The 25,975-nt window shown below is 45.4% G+C and carries 25 protein-coding genes; 16 read left to right on the top strand and 9 right to left on the bottom strand.

All coding sequences use genetic code 11. From position 1 onward, the window contains the following. Positions 1-178: 178 nt before the first annotated feature. Positions 179-1,078 carry an AraC family transcriptional regulator gene (locus ACFI6L_RS16840; RefSeq protein WP_462574452.1) on the top strand — a complete coding sequence of 300 codons (900 nt, stop codon included), beginning with the start codon at positions 179-181 and terminating at the stop codon, positions 1,076-1,078. Positions 1,079-1,186: 108 nt separating this feature from the next. Here ACFI6L_RS16840 and asnS read toward each other — a convergent pair whose 3' ends face one another. Then, positions 1,187-2,584: an asparagine--tRNA ligase gene (gene asnS / locus ACFI6L_RS16835; RefSeq protein WP_014948897.1), complete on the bottom strand. Its 1,398-nt coding sequence runs from the start codon at positions 2,582-2,584 to the stop codon at positions 1,187-1,189. Between the two features lie 325 nt (positions 2,585-2,909). Here asnS and ACFI6L_RS16830 point away from each other — a divergent pair, with 325 nt between their 5' ends. Then, positions 2,910-3,398 (top strand): hypothetical protein, encoded by a 489-nt coding sequence (locus ACFI6L_RS16830; protein ID WP_014976053.1) that lies wholly within the window; start codon positions 2,910-2,912, stop codon positions 3,396-3,398. A 182-nt stretch (positions 3,399-3,580) separates the two neighbouring features. On the opposite strand, the gene ACFI6L_RS16825 is transcribed toward ACFI6L_RS16830, so the two are convergent. Further along, entirely contained in the window at positions 3,581-4,549 is a 969-nt protein-coding gene (locus ACFI6L_RS16825) for a calcium/sodium antiporter (RefSeq protein WP_014948899.1), read from the bottom strand. Between the two features lie 252 nt (positions 4,550-4,801). Between ACFI6L_RS16825 and ACFI6L_RS16820 the strand changes: the two genes are divergently transcribed. Together ACFI6L_RS16820 and ACFI6L_RS16815 are read left to right on the top strand one after the other, a co-directional pair. Next, positions 4,802-6,289, top strand: coding sequence for a RimK family protein (locus tag ACFI6L_RS16820; protein WP_014976055.1), 1,488 nt, complete (start codon positions 4,802-4,804; stop codon positions 6,287-6,289). Continuing rightward, on the top strand, positions 6,286-7,560 hold the full coding sequence (locus ACFI6L_RS16815) for a GNAT family N-acetyltransferase/peptidase C39 family protein (protein ID WP_014948901.1): 1,275 nt from the start codon (positions 6,286-6,288) through the stop codon (positions 7,558-7,560). The genes ACFI6L_RS16820 and ACFI6L_RS16815 overlap by 4 nt, the downstream gene beginning before the upstream one ends. Before the next feature lie 125 nt (positions 7,561-7,685). On the opposite strand, the gene ACFI6L_RS16810 is transcribed toward ACFI6L_RS16815, so the two are convergent. The 3 genes from ACFI6L_RS16810 to bioA all read right to left on the bottom strand — a co-directional run bounded on the left by ACFI6L_RS16810 (position 7,686) and on the right by bioA (position 10,396). After that, positions 7,686-7,967: a hypothetical protein gene (locus tag ACFI6L_RS16810; protein ID WP_039233500.1), complete on the bottom strand. Its 282-nt coding sequence runs from the start codon at positions 7,965-7,967 to the stop codon at positions 7,686-7,688. A 469-nt stretch (positions 7,968-8,436) separates the two neighbouring features. Further along, a complete protein-coding gene (locus ACFI6L_RS16805; protein WP_014948903.1) occupies positions 8,437-8,958 on the bottom strand; it encodes a DUF2937 family protein in 522 nt (173 codons plus the stop codon). A 172-nt stretch (positions 8,959-9,130) separates the two neighbouring features. Further along, positions 9,131-10,396 carry an adenosylmethionine--8-amino-7-oxononanoate transaminase gene (gene bioA / locus ACFI6L_RS16800; RefSeq protein ID WP_462574464.1) on the bottom strand — a complete coding sequence of 422 codons (1,266 nt, stop codon included), beginning with the start codon at positions 10,394-10,396 and terminating at the stop codon, positions 9,131-9,133. Positions 10,397-10,494: 98 nt separating this feature from the next. On the opposite strand from bioA, the gene bioB reads away from it, so the two are divergent. Genes bioB through bioD form a run of 4 tightly spaced genes read left to right on the top strand, consistent with a single transcriptional unit; the run spans position 10,495 to position 14,850 of the window. Further along, complete coding sequence (gene bioB / locus ACFI6L_RS16795) at positions 10,495-11,619, top strand: biotin synthase BioB (RefSeq protein WP_014976059.1); 1,125 nt, start codon at positions 10,495-10,497, stop codon at positions 11,617-11,619. Beyond that, positions 11,619-12,980, top strand: coding sequence for an aminotransferase class I/II-fold pyridoxal phosphate-dependent enzyme (locus tag ACFI6L_RS16790; protein WP_462574450.1), 1,362 nt, complete (start codon positions 11,619-11,621; stop codon positions 12,978-12,980). Before bioB ends, ACFI6L_RS16790 begins: the two co-directional genes overlap by 1 nt. Before the next feature lie 2 nt (positions 12,981-12,982). Then, entirely contained in the window at positions 12,983-14,083 is a 1,101-nt protein-coding gene (locus ACFI6L_RS16785; RefSeq protein ID WP_462574449.1) for a methyltransferase domain-containing protein, read from the top strand. Beyond that, the gene (gene bioD, locus ACFI6L_RS16780) at positions 14,080-14,850 is read left to right on the top strand and encodes a dethiobiotin synthase (RefSeq protein WP_462574448.1); all 771 of its coding nucleotides are present in this window, start codon (positions 14,080-14,082) and stop codon (positions 14,848-14,850) included. The genes ACFI6L_RS16785 and bioD overlap by 4 nt, the downstream gene beginning before the upstream one ends. Here bioD and pepE read toward each other — a convergent pair. After that, positions 14,821-15,543, bottom strand: coding sequence for a dipeptidase PepE (gene pepE, locus ACFI6L_RS16775; protein ID WP_423083693.1), 723 nt, complete (start codon positions 15,541-15,543; stop codon positions 14,821-14,823). The two genes, bioD and pepE, sit on opposite strands and share 30 nt — an antisense overlap. 93 nt (positions 15,544-15,636) lie before the next feature. Here pepE and ACFI6L_RS16770 point away from each other — a divergent pair, with 93 nt between their 5' ends. The 8 genes from ACFI6L_RS16770 to ACFI6L_RS16735 all read left to right on the top strand — a co-directional run bounded on the left by ACFI6L_RS16770 (position 15,637) and on the right by ACFI6L_RS16735 (position 23,507). After that, a complete protein-coding gene (locus ACFI6L_RS16770; protein ID WP_014948910.1) occupies positions 15,637-16,113 on the top strand; it encodes a low molecular weight protein-tyrosine-phosphatase in 477 nt (158 codons plus the stop codon). Positions 16,114-16,170: 57 nt separating this feature from the next. Beyond that, positions 16,171-17,148 (top strand): FecCD family ABC transporter permease, encoded by a 978-nt coding sequence (locus ACFI6L_RS16765; protein WP_462574447.1) that lies wholly within the window; start codon positions 16,171-16,173, stop codon positions 17,146-17,148. A gap of 16 nt (positions 17,149-17,164) precedes the next feature. Beyond that, positions 17,165-18,109, top strand: a complete 945-nt coding sequence (locus tag ACFI6L_RS16760) for an ATP-binding cassette domain-containing protein (RefSeq protein WP_462574446.1) — start codon at positions 17,165-17,167, stop codon at positions 18,107-18,109. A gap of 178 nt (positions 18,110-18,287) precedes the next feature. Next, positions 18,288-19,631, top strand: a complete 1,344-nt coding sequence (locus ACFI6L_RS16755; protein WP_014978802.1) for a class II 3-deoxy-7-phosphoheptulonate synthase — start codon at positions 18,288-18,290, stop codon at positions 19,629-19,631. A 160-nt stretch (positions 19,632-19,791) separates the two neighbouring features. Next, positions 19,792-20,790, top strand: coding sequence for a sensor histidine kinase (locus ACFI6L_RS16750; RefSeq protein WP_156078139.1), 999 nt, complete (start codon positions 19,792-19,794; stop codon positions 20,788-20,790). 4 nt (positions 20,791-20,794) lie between these two features. Continuing rightward, complete coding sequence (locus ACFI6L_RS16745; RefSeq protein ID WP_049585909.1) at positions 20,795-21,490, top strand: response regulator transcription factor; 696 nt, start codon at positions 20,795-20,797, stop codon at positions 21,488-21,490. After that, complete coding sequence (locus ACFI6L_RS16740; protein WP_014948916.1) at positions 21,490-22,146, top strand: potassium channel family protein; 657 nt, start codon at positions 21,490-21,492, stop codon at positions 22,144-22,146. The genes ACFI6L_RS16745 and ACFI6L_RS16740 overlap by 1 nt, the downstream gene beginning before the upstream one ends. Then, positions 22,143-23,507 (top strand): TrkH family potassium uptake protein, encoded by a 1,365-nt coding sequence (locus tag ACFI6L_RS16735; RefSeq protein WP_039227356.1) that lies wholly within the window; start codon positions 22,143-22,145, stop codon positions 23,505-23,507. The genes ACFI6L_RS16740 and ACFI6L_RS16735 overlap by 4 nt, the downstream gene beginning before the upstream one ends. Here ACFI6L_RS16735 and ACFI6L_RS16730 read toward each other — a convergent pair. The 3 genes from ACFI6L_RS16730 to ACFI6L_RS16720 all read right to left on the bottom strand — a co-directional run bounded on the left by ACFI6L_RS16730 (position 23,504) and on the right by ACFI6L_RS16720 (position 25,929). Next, positions 23,504-23,827: a hypothetical protein gene (locus tag ACFI6L_RS16730; RefSeq protein ID WP_061094648.1), complete on the bottom strand. Its 324-nt coding sequence runs from the start codon at positions 23,825-23,827 to the stop codon at positions 23,504-23,506. The two genes, ACFI6L_RS16735 and ACFI6L_RS16730, sit on opposite strands and share 4 nt — an antisense overlap. A 65-nt stretch (positions 23,828-23,892) precedes the next feature. Further along, positions 23,893-24,108: a DUF3820 family protein gene (locus ACFI6L_RS16725; RefSeq protein WP_014948919.1), complete on the bottom strand. Its 216-nt coding sequence runs from the start codon at positions 24,106-24,108 to the stop codon at positions 23,893-23,895. After that, entirely contained in the window at positions 24,109-25,929 is a 1,821-nt protein-coding gene (locus ACFI6L_RS16720; protein WP_462574445.1) for an ABCB family ABC transporter ATP-binding protein/permease, read from the bottom strand. Positions 25,930-25,975: the final 46 nt, after the last annotated feature.

The raw sequence follows: 25,975 nt of genomic DNA, 5'->3' as shown, positions 1-25,975 counted from the left end.
AATTTTGTATACTTGCAATATAATGACTAACGCTTGGGTAAAGTAGGCGAAAAGCTCTTAAAAACTTGCCTAATCGTATCATTTTGTTGTTTGGGGTGAAGTTTGTTGCTAGATTGCAAAACGCAAAAAATCAAAGAACACGACGTAAACAAAAGATGAGGTAGTGGTTTAAAAGGCTATGAGCAAAGCACTAATAAAGCAGTTAATTGAAGAGAAAGTGGAAAACAGCGGCTTATACGATACCGGGATCGACGGTGTTCAACTTTTCAAAATAACACAGCCCATCGAATGTGCTCCTGTGGTATACGAACCGTCACTGACTGCCATTGTTTACGGTGGTAAAGAAGCCATTTTGAATGGGGATAAGCATACCTTTAACACCAGCAAATATACTTGCTGCACCATGTCTATGCCTGTAGAAGCGGGCATTCCCGATGCTTCTGAGGAAAGCCCACTGCTGGGGGTTTATATTTCTTTAAATAGCAGATTGATGACCGATTTAGCTATTGAGTTTGAAAGTGTAGGCGGTCATTTCAGTCAATCGTCAGCTTCGTCTGCACCCTCGGGCATTGCTTCAGCCCGCTGGGATGCTGATTTTACCGATGCCCTATATCGCTTACTTCTTCTCACTGATAATGCTACCGATATTGCTATGTTAGCCAGTACGCGTTTGCGCGAGCTGTATTACTCGGTATTAAAAGGGGAAGCGGGTAGCACAGTAAGAGGTAGTTTTGGCGTAGGCAATGCTATAGGGCGTGCTATTGAATACCTGGCCTCCCATGTAAATGAAAACGTCACTATTGGCAATATGGCCAATAAGATAGGTATGAGTAAGGCCGTATTTCATCGTAAATTTAAACAAGCCACTACTATGTCGCCTATTCAGTTTGTTAAATCGATGCGGTTGAATAACGCAGCCAAACGTATAGCTGAAGGCACAAACGTAAGTGTTGCAGCAATGGATGTTGGCTATATAAGTTCGTCGCAATTTAGCCGAGATTTTAAGCGAATGTATGGCCTATCGCCGAAACAATGGGAAAAAGAAAATAAAACAAAAGCCGCGACTATGCTGCAATAGTTTGCTCAACATGAGGCTATGACTTAAAAAATATTAGCGATAGAGATATTAAAAAAGCTCGCGACAGCAAACTGTGGCGAGCTTTTTATTTATTGATACAGCAACTGCTTAGAAGCTAGCGTTGCCCGGTGTACGTGGGAATGGGATCACGTCACGTACGTTTTGCATGCCAGTTACGTATGCTACAAGGCGCTCGAAACCAAGACCGAAACCTGAGTGAGGTACGGTGCCGTAGCGGCGAAGGTCGCGATACCACGCGTAGTCTTCTTTCGATAGGCCCATTTCGTCAAGGCGTGCATCGAAAACGTCTAGGCGTTCTTCACGCTGTGAACCACCGATGATTTCACCGATGCCTGGCGCAAGTACATCCATTGCTGCAACAGTCTTACCGTCATCGTTAATGCGCATGTAGAAGGCTTTAATGTCTTTCGGGTAGTTCTGCATGATAATTGGCGCACCAACGTGCTCTTCTGCAAGATAGCGCTCATGCTCAGAAGATAAATCGATACCCCATTCAACAGGGAATTCGAATTCTTTGCCGCAGTTTTGCAGAATTTCGATAGCGTCTGTGTAGTCCATGCGAACAAAGTCAGAGCTCACTAACTTTTCTAAACGCTCAATGGCGTCTTTCTTAATACGCTGAGCAAAGAACGCCATGTCGTCAGGCAGTTCTTCAAGCACGGCCTTACAAACATATTTCAGCATGTCTTCAGCAAGCTGTGCGACATCTTTCAATTCAGCAAACGCCACTTCAGGCTCAATCATCCAAAACTCGGCAAGGTGGCGAGATGTGTTTGAGTTCTCTGCACGGAACGTAGGGCCGAAGGTGTACACCTTAGACATAGCTGTACAGTAAGTTTCAACGTTAAGCTGACCTGATACCGTAAGGTAGGTTTCTTTGCCGAAGAAATCTTCTGAGTAGTCAACATTGCCTTTGTCGTCGCGTGGAAGGTTCATCATATCAAGAGTTGATACGCGGAACATTTCACCTGCACCTTCTGTATCGCTGGCCGTTAGAATTGGCGTAGAGATCCAGAAGTATCCTTTTTCGTGGAAGAAGCGGTGAATAGCCTGCGACAAACAGTTGCGCACGCGAGTTACCGCGCCGATAACGTTAGTGCGTGGGCGAAGGTGTGCATATTCGCGAAGATACTCAATGCTGTGGCGTTTAGCGGCCATTGGGTAGGTATCAGGGTTTTCTACCCACCCCAAAACTTCAACGTCAGTCGCGTCAATTTCAACGGCTTGGCCTTGGCCCTGAGACTCTTTCACTGTACCGGTAACCGATAATGAGCAGCCTGCTGTTAAGCGCTGGATATCGGCATAATTTGACAGAGAATTTAGCGCAATAACTTGTACAGGATCGAAGCAACTACCGTCGTGTAGTGCAATAAATGATAACCCCGCTTTAGAGTCGCGGCGTGTTCTTACCCAACCCTTTACGGTTACCGATTCGCCAACGGCGTACTTACCTTTAAGTACGTCAACTACGGGCGCATGCGTCATGTTAATTTCTCCGTCTTACTAATTTTATGTTGTTGCTTACTATTGAGTCATTTTCAACAACACAGTGCATTAAACTGTGAATGAAAAAATGCACTAAAATTTGCTTTATAGTCAATGTTTTTGGATTGCCATGCCGATAACTTACTAGAATCTGTATTAGCTTTTCGCTTTTCAAAAAGGCATTTCGCAATTCGCTTGGTGCCAAGTATAAGCAAAATACAGATCGAAACATGACTTGGTGATGTAAAAATAACCAATGAAATACAATCCAATAGCACGCTAGTATACCCAACATAAAGCGGGATGCCAGAGAACAGAGTGACAAATGGGAAATAAAAATGATTCGAACACGCCAGTGTCTCAGCAAGCACAAGAACCGAGTGCTACGCAAAGTGACGCTGACCGTTCTAGCGATGCCGAAAATGAGAGAAGTTCTATGACTTACGAGCAACTTGCAGAGCGACGTTCAACGCCCCGTTCTAAAACGCCTTTTTATAAGGTGATGCTTGGGTTAAACATCGTTGGCTGGGTTGGCATGGTTGTCGTACTCATACTGTTTCACTATGCGCGCCCTGACTTTATCAGTGGCGTGCAGCAGTACTGGGGAATAAAAGGCGATACCAGTTGGTCTGAAAGTCATTTATCGGCCATGACCATCATGCTGCAGGTATGTTTAATAGTGAGTTTGGTTAGCATAATTATGCGTGCCAGAAGAAACCGTCGTCAAAGCGATAGCTTTGGCATAAACCTATTCATTCTATTTGCTATTGCGGCGATAAGCCTAATCACGCTGGCTACCACACTGGGCCTGTAAATAGAGAAAGCGCTCTACATGCAGTGCACGACAAAAATATAACTCAAGGACAAATAACAAAGCCTTGTAAGTAGCGCTTTCGGCAAACGGTGTTTATGTCACTTGATGGGGTTGCTGTGAGCTTCCCATCAAGTGAGCGATGCATAATAAGCGTTATTATTTACAAGGCTTGCGGCAATAACTTAAATAAAAGCTGCTTGGATAAGCCAGTACGTATAGGCCGCGTAGGCCAGCACAAATGCTCCGCCTTCCAGACGGTTTAAACGTCCTTGGCGCTTAATGCCAATACAGAAAATGAATAGGGCAATGGTTGATGCGAACATCACCATAACGTCGCGGTATAAAAACTCAGAACCTACAGCCATTGGCTGAATGGTGCCTGCAATGCCCACTACTGCCAAGGTGTTGAACATGTTAGATCCGATCACGTTACCAATGGCTAAATCGTGTTCGCCTTTCTTCACCGCCATTAGCGATGATGCAAGTTCTGGTAACGATGTACCAATTGCGATAACCGTCAACCCGATAATAGTATCGCTAACACCGAAGAAGGTGGCGACTTCTACCGCGCCCCATACCAGCATACGCGAGCTTGCAACTAGCAATAAAAGCCCCGCAATCAACCACATTACGTGGGTTTTTACTGTACCTTCGTTGCTATTAATCTCTTCATCGTATTCGTCGGCGAGGGCGTCTTTGTCGCCTTTCATGCCGTGATAAATACTCCAAGAAAGCAGAAGCACAAACAGTCCTAACAAAGAGAATGCGTCGTCTTTCGAGATATTTAAGTCCCACACCTGCCATGCGGCAAAGAAGGTGATGCCAAGTAAAACAGGCAGCTCTTTCTTAATGATTTCTGATTTAACCGCAATAGGACTAATGATTGCGGTAAGGCCAAGGATTAACAAGATATTGGCGATATTAGAGCCATAGGCGTTGCCCAGCGCTATGCCAGAGTTGCCTTGAATAGCTGCAAACACTGAAACGATGATTTCAGGGGCCGATGTACCAAACCCAATGATGAGCATACCGATGAGCAAGGGTGAAACACCGAAATGATTGGCTACCGATGCGGCACCACCTACAAACTTCCCTGCGCTCCAAAGCAAAACCGGTAATCCGATTAAAATAGCCAAGCTGGCTAATAACATACGTACTCCTTAAACCATTCGTATCTTGTTTGCTTACTTCAATGTATAGGCAAACTCAATAAACAAAAGTCGTTTCAATCTATTCAAATGCACATTAGTTTTTGTTGTCTTAACGATGAAAAAAAGCCGTGCTGATAATGCTATGCAAATGATGAGTAAAGCGTAAACTCAGCGCTACTTTAATCGTGTTTGTAAGTTGAACAAACACAGCAATAATTGTAACTGACAACACACTATTTAGAAGCGAATTACATGCACAATACACTGATTGTTACTGATGATGTTACTCCTTTTTGTAACACAGCTTTAACCGTGCTGACTTTTCAAGATTATCTTGCCGAGTTTCCAAAGTTGAACGAGCCCAAAACACGCGTTATCAACATTTGTGATACTACGCGTTACTTAAGCGAAGGGTACTATTGTTCACTTTTGGCTCAGGCACGTAATCACTCTGTATTGCCTTCTGTAAATACCATTAACGATTTACGCATGGCGGAAGAGAAAAGTATCGATCGCATCGTCTTCTCTTTGTCGGTATCTCAAGACAATACGGAAATTACTGATGAGCCTATATTAGTACTTTTCGGCGAAGTGAAAGATCAGCGCTTTAAGCGTTTGGCGCGCCAAGCGTTTGAAAAATACCCGTACCCTGTTTTGGTGTTAAGCCCAACAGTTACCGATACGAAAGTATCGCCTAAAGCCACGGGTAAAGTACAAATTGAAGGCTTTGCAAGCGTACAGGCAAAAGCGTTTAAGGACTTAAACGCCAAGCAACAAGCACGTTTCATTGAGCAATTAGAAGCACATACCAAAATACAGTGGAAAGCCGGTAAAACGAGCAAACGTACTCGTTGGGATATGGCCATTTTGGTTAACCCAGAAGAGAGCACGCCGCCTAGTGACGAACGCGCCATTAAAAACTTTGTGAAAGCAGCTGAAAAAGTGGGCTTTCGCGCAGATGTCGTGAGTCGCCTGTCGCAAGAAGAATTGGGTCACTATGATGCATTGTTCATTCGTGAAACGACGGCGATTGACCATCATACTTACCGTTTAGCGCGTGCCGCAGAGCGAGAAGGCATTGTGGTTATGGACGATACCCAATCAATTCTGCGCTGCTGTAACAAAGTGTACTTGCAGGATGCGTTTGCTTATCAGAAAGTGCCAGCGCCGAAAGCGACGTTTGTATCGAGCGCTACTGATGAAGTATGCGAAAAACTCATAGCTGACTTTGGTTTGCCGCTTGTTTTAAAACTGCCAGAAAGCTCGTTTTCCCGCGGCGTGCATAAAGCTGAAAATAAAGAAGCGTTAAAAACGCGCTTAGAACAAATGCTGGCTGAATCGGCACTTGTTTTGGTTCAGGAATATATATTCACTGAATTCGACTGGCGAATTGGTGTATTAGGTGGCAAACCTATTTACGCTTGCCAATACTTTATGGTGCGCAACCATTGGCAGATATACAACCATCAGGGAGACCGATTCTCTTCGGGGGGATTTGCCACAATGCCAACGTTTGAAGTGCCTAAGCCGGTGTTACAAGCTGCTATCAAGGCCGCTAAAGCGGTGGGTGACGGCTTGTATGGTGTAGACATCAAGCAAACCGGCAATGCAGTTTATGTTATTGAAGTGAACGACAACCCAAGTATCGACTCGGGTGTTGAAGACAAATATTTAGGCAAAGAACTGTACGAATTAATTATGCAGGAATTTGCTGACAGGTTGGAGCAAAGAGGGCGATGATTACATCGGCTGAGCGAGTAATTGAAGTGAATAATGCAAGTCCACAGGAAAGCGCAAATCGTGCATATGGCCTAGCTGAGGGCGCATCTAATACTAAATCGACAAATAGTGTTGGTGTGCCTTCTACGCAGTCGAGTGTAGTGCTGCGCATTGCGACATTACACGATCTTGCTTCGCTTCAGCACATTGAGCAAACTTGTTTCACCACCGACAGGCTAAGTAAAAGCCGTTTCAAATTTTACATTGATGCCCAGCACGCAGAGCTTATTGTGGCCGAGCGCGAGCCGTCGACTTCAAGTTCTAACCTCGACAAAAATAAGCCGAGTGTAAATAGTATTGTTGGCTATGGATTGTTGCTGCTGCGTCGTGGAACGCAGCTCACTCGACTGTATTCTATCGCAGTCTTGCCTGAGGCGAGAGGGCTTGGCGTTGCTGAAAAGCTCATAAATAGCTTGGGGGAGCGGGCGCTTTTGCGGGGAAAGCGATTTATGCGCCTGGAAGTGGCAGTAGGTAATGCCGGCGCCATTGCTCTGTATAAAAAATTAGGGTTTAGTCAGTTTGGTATGTATACCGATTACTACGACGATCACACTGACGCATTACGTATGCAAAAAGTGTTGGTGCCGAGTAAATCAGTTAAGCCAGAGGTTTATCCGTGGTACCAACAAACGACTGATTTTACCTGCGGTCCATCAGCATTAATGATGGCAATGTGTGCATTGAACAATCGCTATGAAATGACCCAAGAAAAAGAACTATCGTTGTGGCGTACTGCGACCACGATATTTATGATGTCAGGTCATGGCGGTTGCCACCCGGTGGGATTAGCGCTCGCCGCGGTAAACGAAGGTTATGCAGCGAAAGTGGTCATCAATCAGGATGTCCCGCTTTTTGTTGATGGCGTTAGAGATACTAACAAGAAAGCGATAGTCGAAAATGTTGAGTCGCAGTTTATGGCAGAGGCACGTAGAAAAGGCATTTCTGTTGAAATCTCTGACTGGCGAGTTGATGTTATCGACCAAACCCTTAAAGCTGGCGGGGCAGTATTGTGCTTAATCAGCACATACGCGTTCGATAAGAAAAAGGTTCCCCATTGGGTTGCGGTGACTAGCTGCGATTCTCATTGCTATTATCTGCACGATCCAGATGCGAGTGAGGGGCAGCCTGTCGAGTATCAACACATTCCGGTTGCCCGCGAAGACTTTCTAAGGCTTGCCAGCTATGGCACGCGTAAAGTAAGAACATTGGTACTCCTTAAAAAGAAAAAGTAACACGAATTTTTGCTTAGGCCTGAGGCACGGAGAATGCTTGAGGCCTCACACCACTAGTCCGCGAGGATAAATATCCACTCAGCGAAACTTAAAATAGCCATAACCGTGGCGTGTCATCGCAGGTATTAGTGATGAACTCGTGTAACGTTAACCTTTTTATTTAGCGTTTTAAGTTGTTTTACTAATTGAGAAAGCTCTTTCACCGAACCTGAATAATCAATGTGCTTATTCATTTCTTGGCCCTTCACAGCACTTCTATAAAGCGCCTCACTTTCAAAACACGCAGTTTGCTCATTAAGCGTGTTCCATTCCGCTTTTAGGTCGCTTGGAATACAGTGGCGTTTTGCAATAATTTTGTCTTTTATTTGCAACACTTTCCCGATTAATAATTGCGCATCTGTTGGCATAATAATATCTCCTGTATAGCTTTTTGTGTTTAAGTTGCTGTTTATCAAAGGTATTAAGTGTTTACTTTGATAGGCGTAGAGTAAATTCAGCAACATCTCAACACACACTCTTAATAAGTGTTGCAGCAAAGATGCCAACTCTTACTAGATGATGACTTAGAACACGCCAAATGTGCCTAAATGCGGAGCGCGACTGTTGAGGCTCACTAAAGCGAGAAAAAGAGAGCGTGGAAAAGAGATGAAAAGAAAGCGAGGAAAAGCTATACGAAAAAAATAGCTAAGCCGGCTGACGGATAGAGAAAGGTCCGAGCGATTTTAGTGCATGCCGTGTATAACGCCTTGAAATCTCGGGCCACGAAATATCAAAGCCATGCAGCTCATTAAGATCTAATGTGTTGGTTTAGTTCGACTGGTAGAAGTGGCTTTTTAAAAAACAATAAACCACGTATCAACAAGATAAACCCAAGTGCTATTTATAAGCGTAGCGCTTGGGTTTATTTTTAATTTTCTTAACCTGACAATAGCAGAAGTGTGGCGTCCAAATTAACAGATTAAGTAAGATAGCGGTAACAAGGCTGAACACAATTGACGAAGGCGTTAGTGGGACAGAGGGGCTGAAATTATCTAACACGCGCTTCAGCGTACCATATTGAGAAGGCGAGGCCATAAACACAAGCTTTTCGAAGTAATGACCGTGCTCTAACTTCCTCATGCCTTGCTCTAAAGTGGTGATCTGGGCGAAGCGTGTGGCTTTCATCGAGGCATTCTCTCGCACAACTGGCTCACTGTTTTTCTGTAAGCTTTCAAGCATGGCTTCAACCGAAGAAAAACCATGCTGCTTGGCGAGCGCTGACGAACTAGAAACTTCATCTCTCAGTGCATCATAATAACCATTGAGGTATTGACGATAATGATCCGCCAAGATGGGGACTTGAAGTGTAATGATAAACAAGACTGCAAATACAACTTTATCTAAAACACGTACTATCATTCAAATCTCGCTATAAACACTCTGCATTAATGATCTAATTAGTGACCCGCTTTAAAGTTGAATGTTCACTCTATAACAAAACTAACATCAACCCTCGGGCCATCTGACGTCAACTAGTGGTTCAAAACTCATATTTCACCCAAGAAGATAGTTAGCGTAACAATCTCACACACTATTTCAAGGCGGTGTAAATCGCATGGGTCAGCTTACTTAACTGCTCGGAAGATATAATGTACGGAGGCATAATGTATACCAGTTTCCCAAATGGCCGTATCCACACGCCTTGTTCTACAAAATGGCGCTGAATTTCGGCTACATTGACGGGATTTACCGTCTCGACTACCCCTATAGCACCTAACACCCTTACGTCAGCGACTCGCGGCAAGTCTGCACATTTTGCCAATTCGGTTTGTAATTGTTTCTCAATGATAGGGACTTGTTGCTGCCAACGATTTTCGTTAATGAGCGACAGGCTGGCATTGGCCACCGCGCAGGCTAACGGGTTGCCCATGTAGGTTGGACCGTGCATAAAGACGCCAGGCTCCCCTTGGCAAACCCCTAAAGCCACGTCTTCGGTACACAAGGTCGCGGCCAGTGTCATATAACCACCCGTAATCGCTTTACCCAAACACATGATGTCAGGCGAAATACCTGCATGCTCGCAAGCGAAGAGCTTACCTGTACGGCCGAAGCCAGTAGCAATTTCATCGCAAATTAAAAGTACGTCGTAGGTATCGCAAAGCTGTCGGCAGCGCTTTAAGTATTCGGGGTGGTAAATACGCATGCCTCCCGCACCTTGAACAACAGGTTCTAGGATAAGGGCTGCCATCGTGTGGTGATGCTTTTCAAAAATCTCTTCAAGTGGAAGAATGTCATCTTCGCTAAACGTTTGGCCAAAGCGAGTTTGAGGAGCGGGCGCAAAAATCTGCTTGCTTAGTACACCCTCAAATAAACTATGCATGCCGTTAACGGGATCGCACACGCTCATTGCAGCGAACGTGTCGCCATGGTAGCCATTGCGCGGCGCGACAATGCGTGACTTCTCTGAGCGCCCTTGACACGCCCAATACTGAATCGCCATCTTTATCGCAACTTCAACAGACACTGAGCCAGAGTCTGCTAAAAATACACGCTCTAAACCTGCCGGCACCATGTTCAGTAACGATTTACACAAATCTACCGCCGGCTGGTGGGTAATACCGCCAAACATAACGTGAGAAAATATGTCAATTTGCTTGTGCGCAGCATCGTTGAGTACAGGATGGTTGTAGCCGTGAATAGCTGCCCACCAGCTAGACATGCCATCTACTAGCACTTCACTTGTGGCCAAGGTAAGTTCAGCGCCTTTTGCACCAACTACTTCATAGCAGGGAAGGGGATTAACCGCCGAGGTATAGGGGTGCCAAATGTGTTGTTTATCAAATTCTATATTGTTCACAAAATAACCATTGGTAAAGGTTTTAAATTGGTCAGAGTTGACAACTCGATATTGGGGCATAGACTAAGCCAGCGATAATAATTAGTAAAGGACAGTCAATGACGCTGGCTAGTGCGCCTTCTGCGCAAACGACAACTATTCGAAACGATTGGACCAAAGCCGAAGTCGAAGCTTTGTTTGCCATGCCATTTAACGATTTACTTTTTAATGCCCAAGTAGTGCATAGACAGCATTTTAATCCGAATGAAGTGCAGGTCAGCACGCTTTTGTCGATTAAAACCGGTGCTTGCCCTGAAGACTGTAAGTACTGCCCGCAAAGTGCTCGGTATGATACGGGCCTTGAAAAAGAACGATTACTGGAAATTGAAAAAGTCATCCAGCGTGCGAAAGAAGCAAAGCAAGTAGGCTCAACCCGTTTTTGTATGGGGGCTGCTTGGCGAAATCCACGCGACAGAGACATGCCTTACATTTTAAAAATGGTTGAAGAGGTGAAAAGCTTAGGCTTAGAAACCTGCATGACGCTGGGTATGTTAACCCGCGATCAAGCTGTGGCCTTAAAGCAAGCGGGCCTTGATTATTATAATCACAACCTTGATACCTCTCCGGAATACTACGGCGATATTATCACGACCCGTACTTACCAAGACCGATTGAATACGTTAGAGAACGTGCGTGCTGCAGGTATGAATGTTTGCTCTGGGGGAATTGTTGGCATGGGAGAAACGGTGAGCGATCGGGCTAGTATGTTAGTGCAATTAGCAAACCTTCCTGAGCAGCCTCAAAGTGTACCTATTAATATGTTGGTTAAAGTAAAAGGTACGCCACTCGATAGTGTAGAAGACTTGGACTATTTTGAGTTTATCCGCACTATTGCCGTTGCTCGTATCATGATGCCTAAGTCACATGTGCGCTTGTCGGCAGGCCGCGAAGCCATGAACGAACAAATGCAGGCCCTTTGTTTTATGGCAGGCGCGAATTCTATTTTCTATGGCTGCAAGCTGTTAACCACGTCAAATCCAGATACCCATGAAGATGTAATGCTGTTCAAAAAGCTTGGTATTAATACTGAGCGTACAAGGGATTACTCAGACGAAGCACATCAACAAGTGTTAGAAGAAGAAATTGCCCAGCAACAAGAACAAGCCGACGACAGTAACGACTTGTTTATTGATGCAACCAAGCCTAAGGTAGCGCCAAAGAAACAGCATTTAACGGAGGCGTAATGGCCTTTCACTGGTTAGACGATTCGCTGAGCGCGCGTGCCGAGCAAGGCTTGCTGCGCCAGCGCCACTGCCAACAATACGAAAAAGACAGCATTATTTGTATTAACGGTGAGCACTACCTTAATTTTTCAAGCAATGACTACCTAGGCATGCGCCAGCATGAGGGTGTATTGCAAAGTTGGGTTGAGGGGCTAGCGCAGTTTGGTGGTGGCAGCGGTGCGTCGCCTTTGGTAACTGGACACACACAGGCTCATTTGGCGCTAGAAGCCTACATTGCCGATGGGTTAAACCGAGAAGCTGCGCTGTTGTTTAACTCTGGCTTTGCCGCCAATCAGGCACTGTGCATGGCACTTTTTCCTCACATGTCTCATCCCAATAAAAGCGCGAGTGCGGGTCATATTATTGCCGACAAGCTCATGCACGCTTCGTTTTTAGAGGGTGCGCAATGTGTATCTGACAGCGCTAAGCTTCGCCGTTTCAAGCATAACGATCTAAGTCATTTAGAGAGCATGCTATCAAACGTTTGTCACAGCCAGTTATCCGCTGCGGTTGGTAATTCTGATGTAAACCAGCAAGACATTCTGATTGCCAGTGAAGGTGTGTTTAGTATGGACGGTGACGTAGCGCCTTGCGAAGGTATCGCTGAACTGGCCGCTAAATATAATGCATGGTTCATGTTAGACGATGCACACGGTATGGGTGTATTGGGTGAAAACGGCTTCGGCACAGCAGAAGCACTAAACTTAAGCCAGCAACAAGCGCCTATTGTTATGGGAACATTTGGCAAAGCAGTGGGCACGGCCGGCGCCTTTATTGCGGGAAGCCAAACCCTAATTGATTATCTGGTGAATTTTTCTAAACATTATGTGTATTCCACTGCCATGCCACCAGCACAAGCGGTCGCGACGTTGTACTCTCTTACACATATCGCCAGTGATACTGCCCGCCGCGAAACGCTGCATAACAATATCGCCTATTTCAGAGACTCGTTTCAAAAGCGCTTTGGACAGACACTTAATGCAAGCGAGAAAGGCGATGCATCAATTGAAATCACTTTGGGGCAGTCGCAAAGCGCGATCCAGCCCATTATTGTTGGTAGCCCAGAACGTGCAGTTGCACTAAGTGAGGGGCTAAAGCAGCGCGGCATCTGGGCAACGGCTATCAGGCAGCCTACTGTACCGAAAAACCAAGACAGGCTGCGCATAACGCTTACGTCAAATCATTCATCACAAGATATTGACGTATTGCTTGATGCCCTAGAGCTTTCACTTAATAACTTGCCATTAAGTGAAACTTCAGAAAAAAGAGGATCAGAAAGCGCTATGTGTTCTTCTGGCTCTGTAAGTAAACAAGAGATGTAACCATGTCACTAAGTCCCGCTATAAAAGCTGCTATGTCGGCAGAATCGAGAAGTCTCTTCGACGGTAAGCTGTCGCGTGACGCGGCGCAGGCGGCTTTTAAGGCAAACGGGGTTTTTTCGTCCGAGGCACCTCTCGATTTTAAAAGTGCGACCAACGCTGAAGGGGCTCTCACAGTTAAAACTGCTTACCCTTCTGATTGCTCCTCCAAAGCTTCGGCCAATATGCATGCCGAGGAGAAGGCAAAAACTGAGGGCTATGTTACAGCTGAGGGCTCTAAAACAGCTAAAGGCTCTATAACAACTAAAGGCGCTGCAAAAGCTGAGCGTAATGGTACTGCTTCAACAATTAATGAGCAGGACGTGGCACATCGTTTTTCAAAAGCGGCTGTGCAGTACAACAGTATTGCGGGTGTTCAGCGCATTATTGCTAAGCAGGCATTAGCGAACTTACCGATAGACTTACAGGGTACGGTTCTTGATATCGGCTGTGGTACTGGCATTCATACCCAAACCCTTGCAAATAAAGGTGCAGCCGCAACTGGCGTAGACATTGCCGAGGGCATGTTAGCGCAGGCCAGAAAAATGTACTCTGACCCCATTTTCGTAGAAGGTAGTGCTGTTGATTTGCCTTTCTCTGATAGCCAATTTTCAACCGTATTTTCGTCTATGGCGCTTCAGTGGGTTAGCGATACTGGGCTTGTTGCCAGTGAGATAGCGCGAGTGCTTAAAAACGGTGGTCTTGCCGAGCTGGCGATTATGGTGGCGGGTTCATTTAGTGAGCTTAAAACGGCGCGCAAAGTGGCGCAGCTTCCACAGGCCGAAACCTATATGCCAACTACCGCACAGTGGGTAAATGGCTTTAAGCAGTCAGGTCTCTCTTTGCAACGGGTGATTACCAAAGATTATGTCGATTCTCACCACGATATTATGTCGCTATTGCGCTCTGTGAAAGGTGTAGGGGCAGGAGAGACCGGGCGAAAACAACCGCCGCTCACCCGTCGAGATATTAAAAAATTAGCCATGGCTTACAGCAATATGAGTGGTGTAGAAAGTAAGTTACCGCTTACCTACCGCGTAAGTCATTTTAGATTGGAAAAACGATGAAGCAGTATTTCATTACCGGTACCGACACCGAGGTAGGTAAAACCTATGTTACCTGCCAACTACTACAAGCTGCGCAAAAATCCTCGTTAAGCGCCATCGGCTACAAGCCTATTGCAGCCGGATGCGAACAAGTAAACGGCGAGTGGGTTAACGAAGATGCGCTAAATATTCAGAAAGCGTGCTCCAAAATACGCGCTAATAAAGCCATTAGAATTACAGACAATAACGAGCTAAAAAGCGCAAATGAAAACAACGAAGAAAGTGGACAGACACTTCCTTTGCATCAAATAAACCCAATTGCACTAAAACCGGCTATTGCACCACATATTGCTGCCCTTGAAGGAGGTGTTGCGTTAACGTTTGACGGAATAGCTAGAGGGCTTGACGAACTGCACGCCTATCAACCAGATCTTTTGTTAATGGAAGGTGCAGGTGGGTGGCGTTTACCGCTAACGGTAGGTGATGAGTATACGCCCACTTACTATCTTTCTGATGTCGTGAAAACACTCAAAATGGATGTAATTTTAGTTGTAGGCATGCGTTTGGGTTGCTTAAATCATGCGTTATTAACTGCAGAAGCAATTCGCGCCGATGGACTTACCATTAAAGGATGGGTTGCGAACGACATCACGGGTAACATGACGCGATACCAAGAAAATCTGCACTCTCTTAAAGCCATGTTACCCGAACCGCTACTGGCAGAAATTCCTTACCAGGTAGCGCCCAACGATGAGGCGTTATTCGCCGCTATCAAGCAAATAAGTTAAATCATCACCTGAATGAATTGGCTTTTTTTCTTCACCTAGAAAGATAAAGCCGTCTTTTTGACCTACTAGGGTAAGTTGATTATGAGTAAGGCGCAGCGCTGTACCTTCGCGAATAGCAACTACTGGCGTGGTTGGATTAAGCGTGGTGAACTCTGCCAAACGTTGGTCGCGGGTTTCGCCATTGTGACCCGGCGGCTGATAATCGGTGTAATGCGGGTTTAACTGAAACGGCACGATATCTAGTGCATCAAAACTCGGCGGCTCGATAATGGGCATGTCGTTAGTGGTTCTAATTGATTGACCACAAATATTCGAACCTGCACTCCAGCCAATATAAGGAGTGCAATCGGCGATGGCGTGCTTTATTGGCACAATAAGCGCGTTTGCATAAAGGGTAGAAAGCAGGTGAAAGGTGTTTCCACCGCCTACAACAATGGCTTGGCCGTTTTTCTTCGCGTTATTGACTGCGGCAACCGGATCTTCAACGGAATGTAGCCCAGTAACCTTGCACTCTGGCAGGGCGGTAGCAACGGCGTCTACATAGCTATCGTACGTTTGAGTGACGGCGGCATAAGGAACAAATAGAAGGTCGCGAATTTCGCCTAAGTGTGCAAAAATAAGCGCTCTAGCGTGCTCTAAGTAAGCCTCGTCGCCTTGACGTGAGCTACTTAGCATAAGTACATGTGCGGTCATACTAACTCCACAATTTTTCTGACGGCGTATCATACGTGAAACTAGGCATAAAGTTTAGTCGCGCTCCGTCACTGTGTTGAAATAGGATTTTGAATGAAACAATCTACATCGGTGTTGTTCGTGTGTTTGGGTAATATTTGTCGTTCTCCAACCGCAGAAGCCGTGTTCAAACACAAGGCTGCACAAGCCGGATTAAATATTGAAATTGACTCAGCGGGAACCCACGGCTATCACATTGGTAACCCGCCCGATAAGCGTTCGCAAGCCGCAGGCGTAGAACGAGGCTACAGTTTCAAAGGGCTAAAATGCCGACGTGTGGATGAAAGCGACTTTGAGCGATTTGATTTCATTCTTGCCATGGATAACAGCAACCTTGCTAATTTGCACGGTATGTCGCCTAGCCAGTACCACGATAAAATTAAGCTGTTTCTTGATTTTGCAAATGCAGACGATAAAGAAGTACCTGATCCATATTATGGCGGCAAGCGCGGCTTTGAGCTGGTGTTGGATCTTATCGAAGAAGCGTCGGACGGTTTGATTGCGCATATTAAACAAACCCAACAACAATAAACGCAAATCATATTGATAAACCATCTCGAAAGCCCACGTTGAGAACCCGTATTGACAATGACAGGAACTAAACGCACCGCCGTCACTTTGGTTGTAATAACAGTACTTTTGTCACTCGTCATAGGTGTGGTAGGGATTGTTGGCGTGACAGGGCTGTCTGATACGGCGGCTGAACTAAAACAGCATATTATTGTTCAGCTTCAAATACCGCTTATTCTCACTGCGTGTTTAGTAGGGGCGGCACTGTCTACAAGTGGCGCTACCTTGCAAGTAGTACTGCGAAATCCCCTGGCAGATCCGGGAATTATTGGCATTACGAGTGGCGCAAGCTTGGTTGCTGCGCTTTTGCTATTGCTCACCCCACAATGGGCTACAGCGTACCTACACTATTTGCTGCCTTTGGGATGTTTTATTGGTGCGTTGTTATCTACATTTATTATCTACCGCTTAGCCAGAAAACTGTTGGGCTCCTCTACGGCTGTTATTCTAGCGGGTATTGCCATCTCTACTCTTAGCGGCGCCGTTATAGCGTGGCTTTACATGTTCAGCGACGCTAATGCCCTGCGCAATCTTACTTTCTGGTTAATGGGTAGTTTGTACCAAACTAACTGGTTAATTTTGTCAGTGGGCGGCCCGTTAATCGCTGTTGCTGTCGCATTACAGCTTTATTTCGCCGGCGATTTAAACAAGCTCTATGCTGGTGAACTTGCAGCAAAAAGTAGTGGTGTGGATGTGGAGAAACTCACTGAGCGCGCACTCATTGTCTGCGCTATTGCTGTAGGTACTGCGGTGTCTATGGCAGGCTCTATTGCTTTTGTTGGCTTATTAGTACCGCATATCTTACGTTTGATCATCGGGCATAATAATCGCTATTTGTTGCCGTTAAGTGCATTAAGTGGTGCAAGTCTGCTGATGCTGGTTGCGTTAAGCTCTGAAATGACCCGTGCCATTGCGCTTCCGGTGTCTATGGTAACAGCTACGTTAGGCGGTCCATTATTAATTTGGGCATTAGCAAAAGGTCAAATAAAAGGGTAGTGAAGGGGGAAATGAAATGACGACAAACAATAGTACTACCCACCAACGCCCAGTTTCGACCAGCGATGTGAAAATAAATACAAGTGGCCATGCCGCACTTGGTGTTAACACAAAGCAAAACAGCAGCAAAAATGGTGTAGGAGAAAGTCCAAGCGAAGCGGATAGCAATAGCCTAGCGAATAGCCATAACCTACCAGATACCGTTTTAAGCTTACAGAATGTAAAAGTGGCATCGCGCCTTTGGGTGGAAAGTTTACGTGCAAATAAAGGCGAGTGCGTTCACATTATAGGGCCAAATGGGGCAGGGAAATCAACGCTGTTACTTACCCTTGCGGGTCTTATCGAAGCTGACGAAGGCACCGTCATGCTGCTAGGTAAACCTATGGATAGCTGGTCGCTGGCGACACTTGCAAGCGTGCGCACTTTATTGGCGCAACAAAGCGAAAGTGGTTTTCACTTGTCGGTAAAAGAGTACCTAAGCTTTTATGCAACAGCACAGCAAGATGAACTAATTCCACCGATTTTAGAAAAAGCCCTTGAAGTATCGGGGTTCTTAAACAAAATTCTCACTCAGCTTTCTGGCGGTGAGCGTCAGCGAGTAGAAATTTGTCGTTCGCTTTTGCAAATATGGCCGCAGTTAGAGCGCGGAGAGGGCATAGCGTTTTTAGACGAGCCTCTGCAAGGGCTTGATATAAGGCATCAATATGCACTGGCTAGTTTGGTAAAATTCCTTTGCGATAAAGGGAATACCCTACTTATGACGTCTCACGATATCGCGCTTAGTGCCAACTATTGCGATAGTTTATGGCTTATGCAAAAAGGTCGCATGGTAGCGTTCGGTAAGCCACAAGAGGTGACCACGCAAACAAACTTAGAAAGTGTGTTTGAATGCCATTTTGCTATAAGCAAGCACGATAACTTTCTAGAAATTCAAGTTTGCGCACCTATTTCCCTAGAATAAATGTGGTAAAGTGCCCCCAGCATTTTTTTAGATTCACATTTTCACATTAGGCTGATTAGAAAAAAGCGCTACAGACGCACTGTTAAGCGCGTTACAGTCTTTTTATTCGAAGCATCTAGCTTCAATAAATATTTTCAGTAAAACGTTTGCCCTACGTTTTTTATTCAGGAGAACACCGTTGAGTAATTGGCAAGTAGACAGTTGGAGAAATAAACCTATTCTTCAGCAACCAGAGTACGACGACAAAGTACGTTTAAAAGAAGTAGAGCAAACATTAAGTTCTTATCCTCCGCTTGTATTTGCTGCTGAAGCCCGTGAGCTTAGACGCCAGCTAGGTGAAGTCAGCTTGGGTAAAGGCTTTCTTTTACAAGGCGGCGACTGTGCTGAGTCGTTTGACGAATTTAATGCGCCTAAAATTCGCGATACCTTTAAAGTTATTCTTCAAATGGCCATTGTGCTTACCTTTGCTGGTCGTTGTCCGGTAACTAAGGTTGCCCGTATGGCAGGCCAGTACGCCAAGCCGCGCTCATCAGATTTCGAAACCCGCGATGGCGTGACCTTGCCAAGCTATCGTGGTGATATCATCAATAACTTCGAATTTACCGAAGCGGCCCGTCGACCAGATCCTGACCGTTTGTTGGAAGCCTACCATCGCAGTGCATCAACACTGAATTTACTTCGCGCGTTCGCGCAAGGTGGTTTGGCCGACCTTCATGAAGTTAACCGCTGGAACATGGCGTTCGTTGAAAATAACCCGCTTAAAGAGCGTTATTCTGATATGGCCAACCGTATTCAAGATACCCTTGAGTTTATGGATGTTATTGGTATTAACGCACAAACCAGTTCTACGCTGCACGAGACCTCACTGTTCACGTCGCATGAAGCATTGCTGTTGAACTATGAGCAGGCGCTAACACGCATCGATACCCTTACCGGTAAGCCTTACGATTGTTCGGCTCACATGGTGTGGATTGGCGAGCGTACCCGTCAACTTGACCATGCGCACGTTGAGTTTTTCCGTGGCATTCACAACCCAATTGGTGTGAAAGTGGGGCCAAGCATGCAAGAAGACGAGCTTATCCGTTTAATAGATGCGCTTAACCCGCTAAACGATCCAGGTCGTTTAACGCTAATTACGCGTATGGGCGCCGATAATTTAGCCGACAATTTGCCACGCTTATTGCGTAAAGTTAAAGCTGAAGGCAGACACGTTGTGTGGAGCTCTGACCCGATGCACGGCAATACGTTCTCGGCATCTAGCGGCTATAAAACCCGTAACTTCGATGCAATTTTGAAAGAAATTAAGCAGTTCTTCCAAGCTCACGAAGCAGAAGGTACTCACGCTGGTGGTATTCACCTTGAAATGACCGGTCAGCACGTAACGGAGTGTACTGGCGGTGCTTATGAAATTAGCGATGAAGACTTAGCGCAAGCCTACAAAACGCAATGCGACCCGCGCTTAAATGCAGACCAAGTACTTGAAATGGCATTCTTGGTGGCTGATCATTTGCGTAATGCGTAATGCGTAATGCGTAATGCGTAATGCTTAAAGTGACCAACATCGCATTGGCAATGTTGAAGAAACGGCATCATTGAGATGCCGTTTTTTTTACCTAAATTTTACGCGTATATTTGAGGTTAGGTTGATATGCTCGTTGTGTTGAAGTAAACACGATTGACCTATGACCCAATTTAAACACGGTTTCTATACACTCTTTATTATGGCTGTGGCTATTTTAGGGTGTTTAGCACTTAGCAACTGGTTACTGCCGCTTGGCGGTATTCTGCTCATTCTACAGCTTGCGTGTGCCATTGTGGCGTTAACGACCTCAAGGTTTTACGGCTTGCTTGCAGGGGTAGCCGGAGCACTGAGCTTTAATTATTTTTTCACCGAGCCTTTGCACTCATTTCAAATTGCAGAAGTTGAAGACAGCATAAATTTTGTCGTTTTCATCATTGTAGCCATCCTCATTAGCGAGCTTGCTGTCTACGTCAATTCTCAACAACATGCACTACAGGTTGTTAAAACACAATCTAGTGTCCTGCGATCTGTGTCCCACGATTTGCGTACGCCGCTCTCTACCATTATCGGTTCTGTTGAAACCTATATGACATATCAAGACAAGCTTGATGACATTGAGAGACAGGCACTGTTAAAAGGGGTTCACGATGAAGGTAAACGCCTTTATGTTTACGTTGAGAACCTGCTTCAAGCCACACGAATTGAGCATAACGCGTTAGCGCTAAATTTAACCCATGTAAACCTGACTGCCTTTTTAGCTAACCTTGAAAGTCGTATTAACAGTGGTCGACTAAAAGTGATCAACAACAGTGACAGTCGCGGTATAACTGTGTCTGAATCACTGTTTGAACAAGCTTTATTTAACGTAATTGATAATGCCCTTAAATTCAGCGATGACAGTGTATTGCTGATGGTTAGCCACTCTGATGGAGAGTTTAAGTTTCAAATAGCCGATAAAGGCGAAGGGATCAGTGATGAACAGCTTCAAGCGCCAATACAGCTTTTTCAAACCAGTCGTCGCAGCGATAGTGGAAAAGGCGGCATTGGCTTAGGGCTAAGCGTAGCAGCAGGCATAGTTCACGCCCATAGTGGTGCTATCAAGCTGTCGAATACCACACCAGGCCTTCTCGTCAGTATTACAATTCCAAAAAGGGATTAGCGCAATGAGCCACACCATTCTACTTGTTGAAGATGATGCGAATATTCGTCAGATGCTGAGCATTGCGCTAGGTGCAGAAGGCTACCTTTGTGTTGAAGCTGCTTCGGTTCGAGAAGCTCTGTCATTGTTTAATCAGCACCGTCCTGACCTTGTCATACTCGATTTAGGGTTACCTGATGGTGAGGGGAGTGAAGTACTTAAACGCATAAGAGAATCTAGTCGCCTGCCAGTGCTCGTGTTGTCTGCAAGAGATCAGGAGTTAGACAAGGTCGACCTGTTGTCCCGGGGGGCCAATGATTATGTTAGCAAGCCTTTTGGGATCAGAGAGCTTGTCACCCGGGTGAAAGTACTGCTTAGAGACTTCAATCCTGTGGTTGAGCCCACAACGCCCACACGACAGATTGGCAAGATAGCATTGGATATTACCGAGCGACGGCTGCTCGTTGAAGGCGAAGTTATCGCGCTGGCCCCAAAAGAAGTTCAGCTTCTTGACGAGCTTACAAAACAGCCTGGGGCGTTTATTAGTCAGCAAGAATTGTTGAGAAGAATATGGGGGCTACATCACAGTGAAGACACCCACTACATCCGCGTTCTTGTAAGACAGCTTAGAAAGAAAATAGATCCGTTCGAGAAAGATTTAATAGAGACAATGCCTAAACAAGGCTACCGAATAGCGGTTGATAAACCGGAGGCTAATTAATGTCGCACTTTAGTGTAATTGGGCTTGGCAAGTTTGGCTTAACGGCCAGTTTAGAGTTAATTCATATGGGGCACACCGTTACAGGAATTGACCAAAGTGAAAAGCTGGTTGAACAGTATGCAGGTGAGTTTACACAGTGCGTTGTGTGTGATGCCAGTGATGAGCGTGCACTCAAGGAATTAAACTTGTGTCAGAGCGAAGCCGTGCTTGTTGCTATTGGCGAGGATATGCAAGCTAGCTTACTGTGTACGTTAGCACTAAAAAACTTGGGCGTAGCCAATATTTGGGTGAAAGCTAATAGCTCTGCTCACCACGCTATTTTATCCAAGCTGGGTGTGTCGAAAATCATTCATCCTGAAGAAGAGATGGGAGCAAGGGTGGCGCAAGCGCTTAACTACCCAATGGTGAATGATTACTTGGGTATAGGGCACGGCGTTTATATCGTTGATGTTATTTTGTCTGATCACTTTTCTTCACAGCGCTTAAAAGACGTGCTGTCCGTCGGTAAAGGGCAAGTCTCTTGTTTGTTAGTTAAGCGAGGTCACCAGCTACATCATAATCCATCATTAGACTTTGAAGTTACTTCGAAAGATACCGTTATTCTCTGCGGCCATAGAGAGAACCTTGTTAAAATAGCGCCCAGGCTAGCACAATGAATAGATGGGATCCTGGCTACAGACCGATAGAGCGCTCGCCTAAAGGTATCAATAAAATTCAGGTAGGGCCGCCTCTTATTCTCTCTCTAAGCTTTGTGGCGGTGATTTTCTTAGGCACCGTTATCCTAAAATTACCAATGATGACTCATGAGCCCATCTCGTGGATCCAAAGCCTATTTACTTCCACATCGGCGGTGACAGTAACGGGTCTTGTGGTAGTCGATACCGGATCTGTTTTTACAACTGCTGGACAAGCGGTGATTGCGGTTTTAATCCAGCTGGGGGGCCTAGGGTTGATGACGTTTGCTATCGTCACGCTCATTGCCTTAGGAAGTAAAATCAGTTTCTTGCAGCAATCGGCAGTGAAGGAGGCGTTTAATCAAACAGATTTATCAACGCTTGTGTCTACAGCAAAGTCGGTACTGATTTTTGCCTTCTTCGTTGAGTTAGTGGGTTTTTGTATTCTGTCGGCCTACTGGATGCAGGAAAAAGGAGTAAGTGAAGCGTTATTTCACGCGTTTTTTTACACCATCTCTGCGTTCAACAACGCAGGATTTGCACTTAGTGGGGATAGTCTTTCCGCCTATGTGGGAGACCCGATTATCAACATCACTATTTCTGCATTATTTATTATTGGTGGTCTCGGGTTTTCCGTTTGGATAGAGCTTCATAAAAAGCGCAGATGGCAACGTATCTCTGTGTATGCCAAGACAATGATATTGGGTACGCTAATTGTCAATGTAACCGCCTTTTTGCTTATCTTTGTTATTGAAAGTGATAATCCTGCAACCTTGGCGAACCTCGATACTCAAAGCGCATTATGGGCATCTTGGTTTCAAGCCGTTACTCCAAGAACAGCCGGCTTTAATACGCTGGATATAGCATCGTTAGAAGATCCAACGACAGCATTAATGTTGTTGTTAATGTTTATCGGCGGGGGCTCAATGAGTACCGCAAGCGGTATAAAACTGATGACTTTCATCGTTTTAATCATTGCCGCATACAACTATATTCAGCGGGGAGCTGCACCACGACTCTTTGGCAGAACAATTTCAAATGACACTATCAGCAAAGCGCTAGCGCTTACGATGATTTCCATAGGTATTACGTGGATAGCTATTTTTCTTTTATTAATGTCAGAAAAAGCTGACTTTTTGGATATCGTGTTCGAAGCGGTTTCTGCTCTTGGGACCGTGGGTCTTTCCAGAGGGTTAACTGGCGAGCTGTCAAACAGTGGTGAGTGGATCATTATCTTACTGATGTACGCGGGTAGATTAGGGCCTTTAACATTGGCTTATTTTATTGCCAGCCCTCGAATAAGCCGCATTAAATACCCAGAAGCTAAGCTAGCAATTGGTTAACCTGCAAAAATGGCGGCTCGTTCATCTTCACTTAAAATACCGACGAAGATGGTTTCTCTTCTTAAGTTGGCTGTGCGCTCATCGTCAGCCAAAAGAAGCGCCTTAAATACGTCTGGTTGATGGCGAGCCTCAATTATTCCTTTCCAAAGAAGGTAGCTTCCATAGCGCATCATTTTGTTGTGATAACGGGTTTCTAATGTTTTTTCGACTTCTTCGAATAGTTCTGGTTGCAACATCAGTTTGTCGGCAATGGCATTGTGTATTTTTTTGATGCGTTCGTTTACGTCACTTCGACGTTGCTTTCTGGGTCTTGCTAACATAATTCTTCGTGTGGTTAGAGTTTACTCATTTTGCCATTAGGGGACGCCGAGTCCCCTTGTGATTGCTAGTCGTCATTTAATAGCGGTTCTACAACAGACTCTAAGCCGTTTAGCTTAATTTCATACATTAAAGCGAGCTGTTCACCAAGCTTGTTTTCTGGAAAGCCTTGCTTGTGAAACCAGACCAAATAGGGTTCAGGTAAATGAAATAGGCGTCTTCCAGCGTATTTGCCAAAGGGCATCACTTGGTTAATTGCGGCTTTGATAAGCGTTGGGTCCATTTACTGATTACCTTTTGTCTTGGAATTTTCGATGAGGTCTTCATCTTCACGCTGCTGTGCTTGCCATAGTGCTGCGTATTCACCACCTTGCTCAAGCAAATAAGTGTGTGTCCCTTCCTCTACAATGGTACCGTTTTTAAGTACAAGGATCTTGTCGGCATCAACAATTGTGGACAGTCTATGGGCGATGACTAAGCTGGTGTGTCCTTTAGCAGCGTCGCGAAGGGCCGCTAATATCGCACGTTCTGACGTGCTGTCTAACGAGCTGGTGGCTTCATCAAAAATCATGATTGGCGCGCCTTTAAGTAAGGCCCTTGCGATAGATACGCGCTGCTTTTCGCCACCAGAAAGTTTTAGGCCTCGCTCACCTACCGTTGTGTCTAGCTTTTCAGGTAGGCTTTCTACAAATGCTGCAAGATGCGCGAGTTTGATAACTTGTTTAATGTCTTCATCGCTGGCATCAGGGTTACCGTAGCGAATGTTCTCCAGCAAGGTAGTGTTAAACAGCACCGTATCCTGAGGGACAATACCGATATGTGAACGCAGACTTTGTTGCGTAACCGATGCGATGTTTTTTCCATTTATCGTGATGTCGCCCTGTTGAGGCTCATAAAACCGAAAGAGTAGTTTCATCAGCGTTGATTTTCCTGCGCCGCTTTCACCCACTACCGCTACTTTTGAGCCTGGCGGTACATCAAAGCTTAAGCCGTTAAGTATTTGTCGATTCTCAGTGTATGCAAAATGCACATTGTTAAATCGCAGTGCAGGGTTCGCACAGGTTAATTCTGTAGCGTCGTGGGCATCTTTTATGGTCGGCGTTTGGGCGAGAAGGTCAAACAACTTATCGATATTCGCAAGGCTCCCTCGAATTTCACGGTACACAAACCCCAAGAAATTTAAGGGCATAAAAATTTGCATGGTGAAGGCGTTTATCAATACAAAGTCACCTATGGTCATTTCGCCATTCATGACGCCAAAGGCGGCGTTTGCCATCATAGATGTCATGGCGATAGCGATAATGGCAGCTTGACCGCCATTCAATGCAAATAGCGACAAGCGGTTTTTTCTTCGTGCCTTTTCCCATGCAGCTAAATCCGTGTCGTAGCGATTGGCTTCAAAGGATTCGTTGTTAAAATATTTAACGGTTTCAAAATTTAGCAGGCTGTCTACCGCCCGGGAATTGGTGGTCGAGTCTGCTTCATTCATCTGAGTAACAAAGCGAGTACGCCAATCCGTGGCTTTCATCGAAAAGCCAATGTAAGCCACCACGCTAACTACAATAATTAACGCGAAAGATACGCCAAACTGAAACAAGAGTAAGCCTACAACAAGAGTGATCTCTAACAGGGTAGGAACAATATTAAACACCATAAAACGCATGAGGAAGCTTACGCCGTTGGTACCGCGCTCTATATCTCGTGACAATCCGCCTGTGCGTCGATTTAAATGAAAGCCCAAATCTAAGTTGTGCAAATGTTTGAAGACTTTTAGTCCAAGGCGGCGCATGGCACGCTCTGTAACCCGACCAAATAGCGTGTCGCGTACTTCGCCGAGCAAAACATTCAGTAAACGCAGTGTTCCGTAGGCAACGATAAGGCTGATAGGTACCGCTAATGCAAGCGTGGTTAGGTCGCCATTTAAGCTATCGACGGTGTATTTCAATACATAGGGTAGGCCGATGCTGGCAAGCTTTGCTGCTACTAGGCAGAGTAGAGCAAGAAATACACGGTGCTTGAACTCTAGGAGATAAGGCCAAAGCTGTGAGAGAACGTGCCATTTAACAGGTTCGTCGACATTGGTAGGAAAACGGTTTTTTCTCATTTTATAGTGTGCTTTATTATTGTGTTTACAGTGTTAGGAACGCGCT

The sequence above is a fragment of the Alteromonas sp. G4i35 genome (assembly GCF_054960375.1).
The sequence above is the reverse complement of the archived record's forward strand: the minus strand, read 5'-3'. Positions and strand labels throughout refer to the sequence as shown.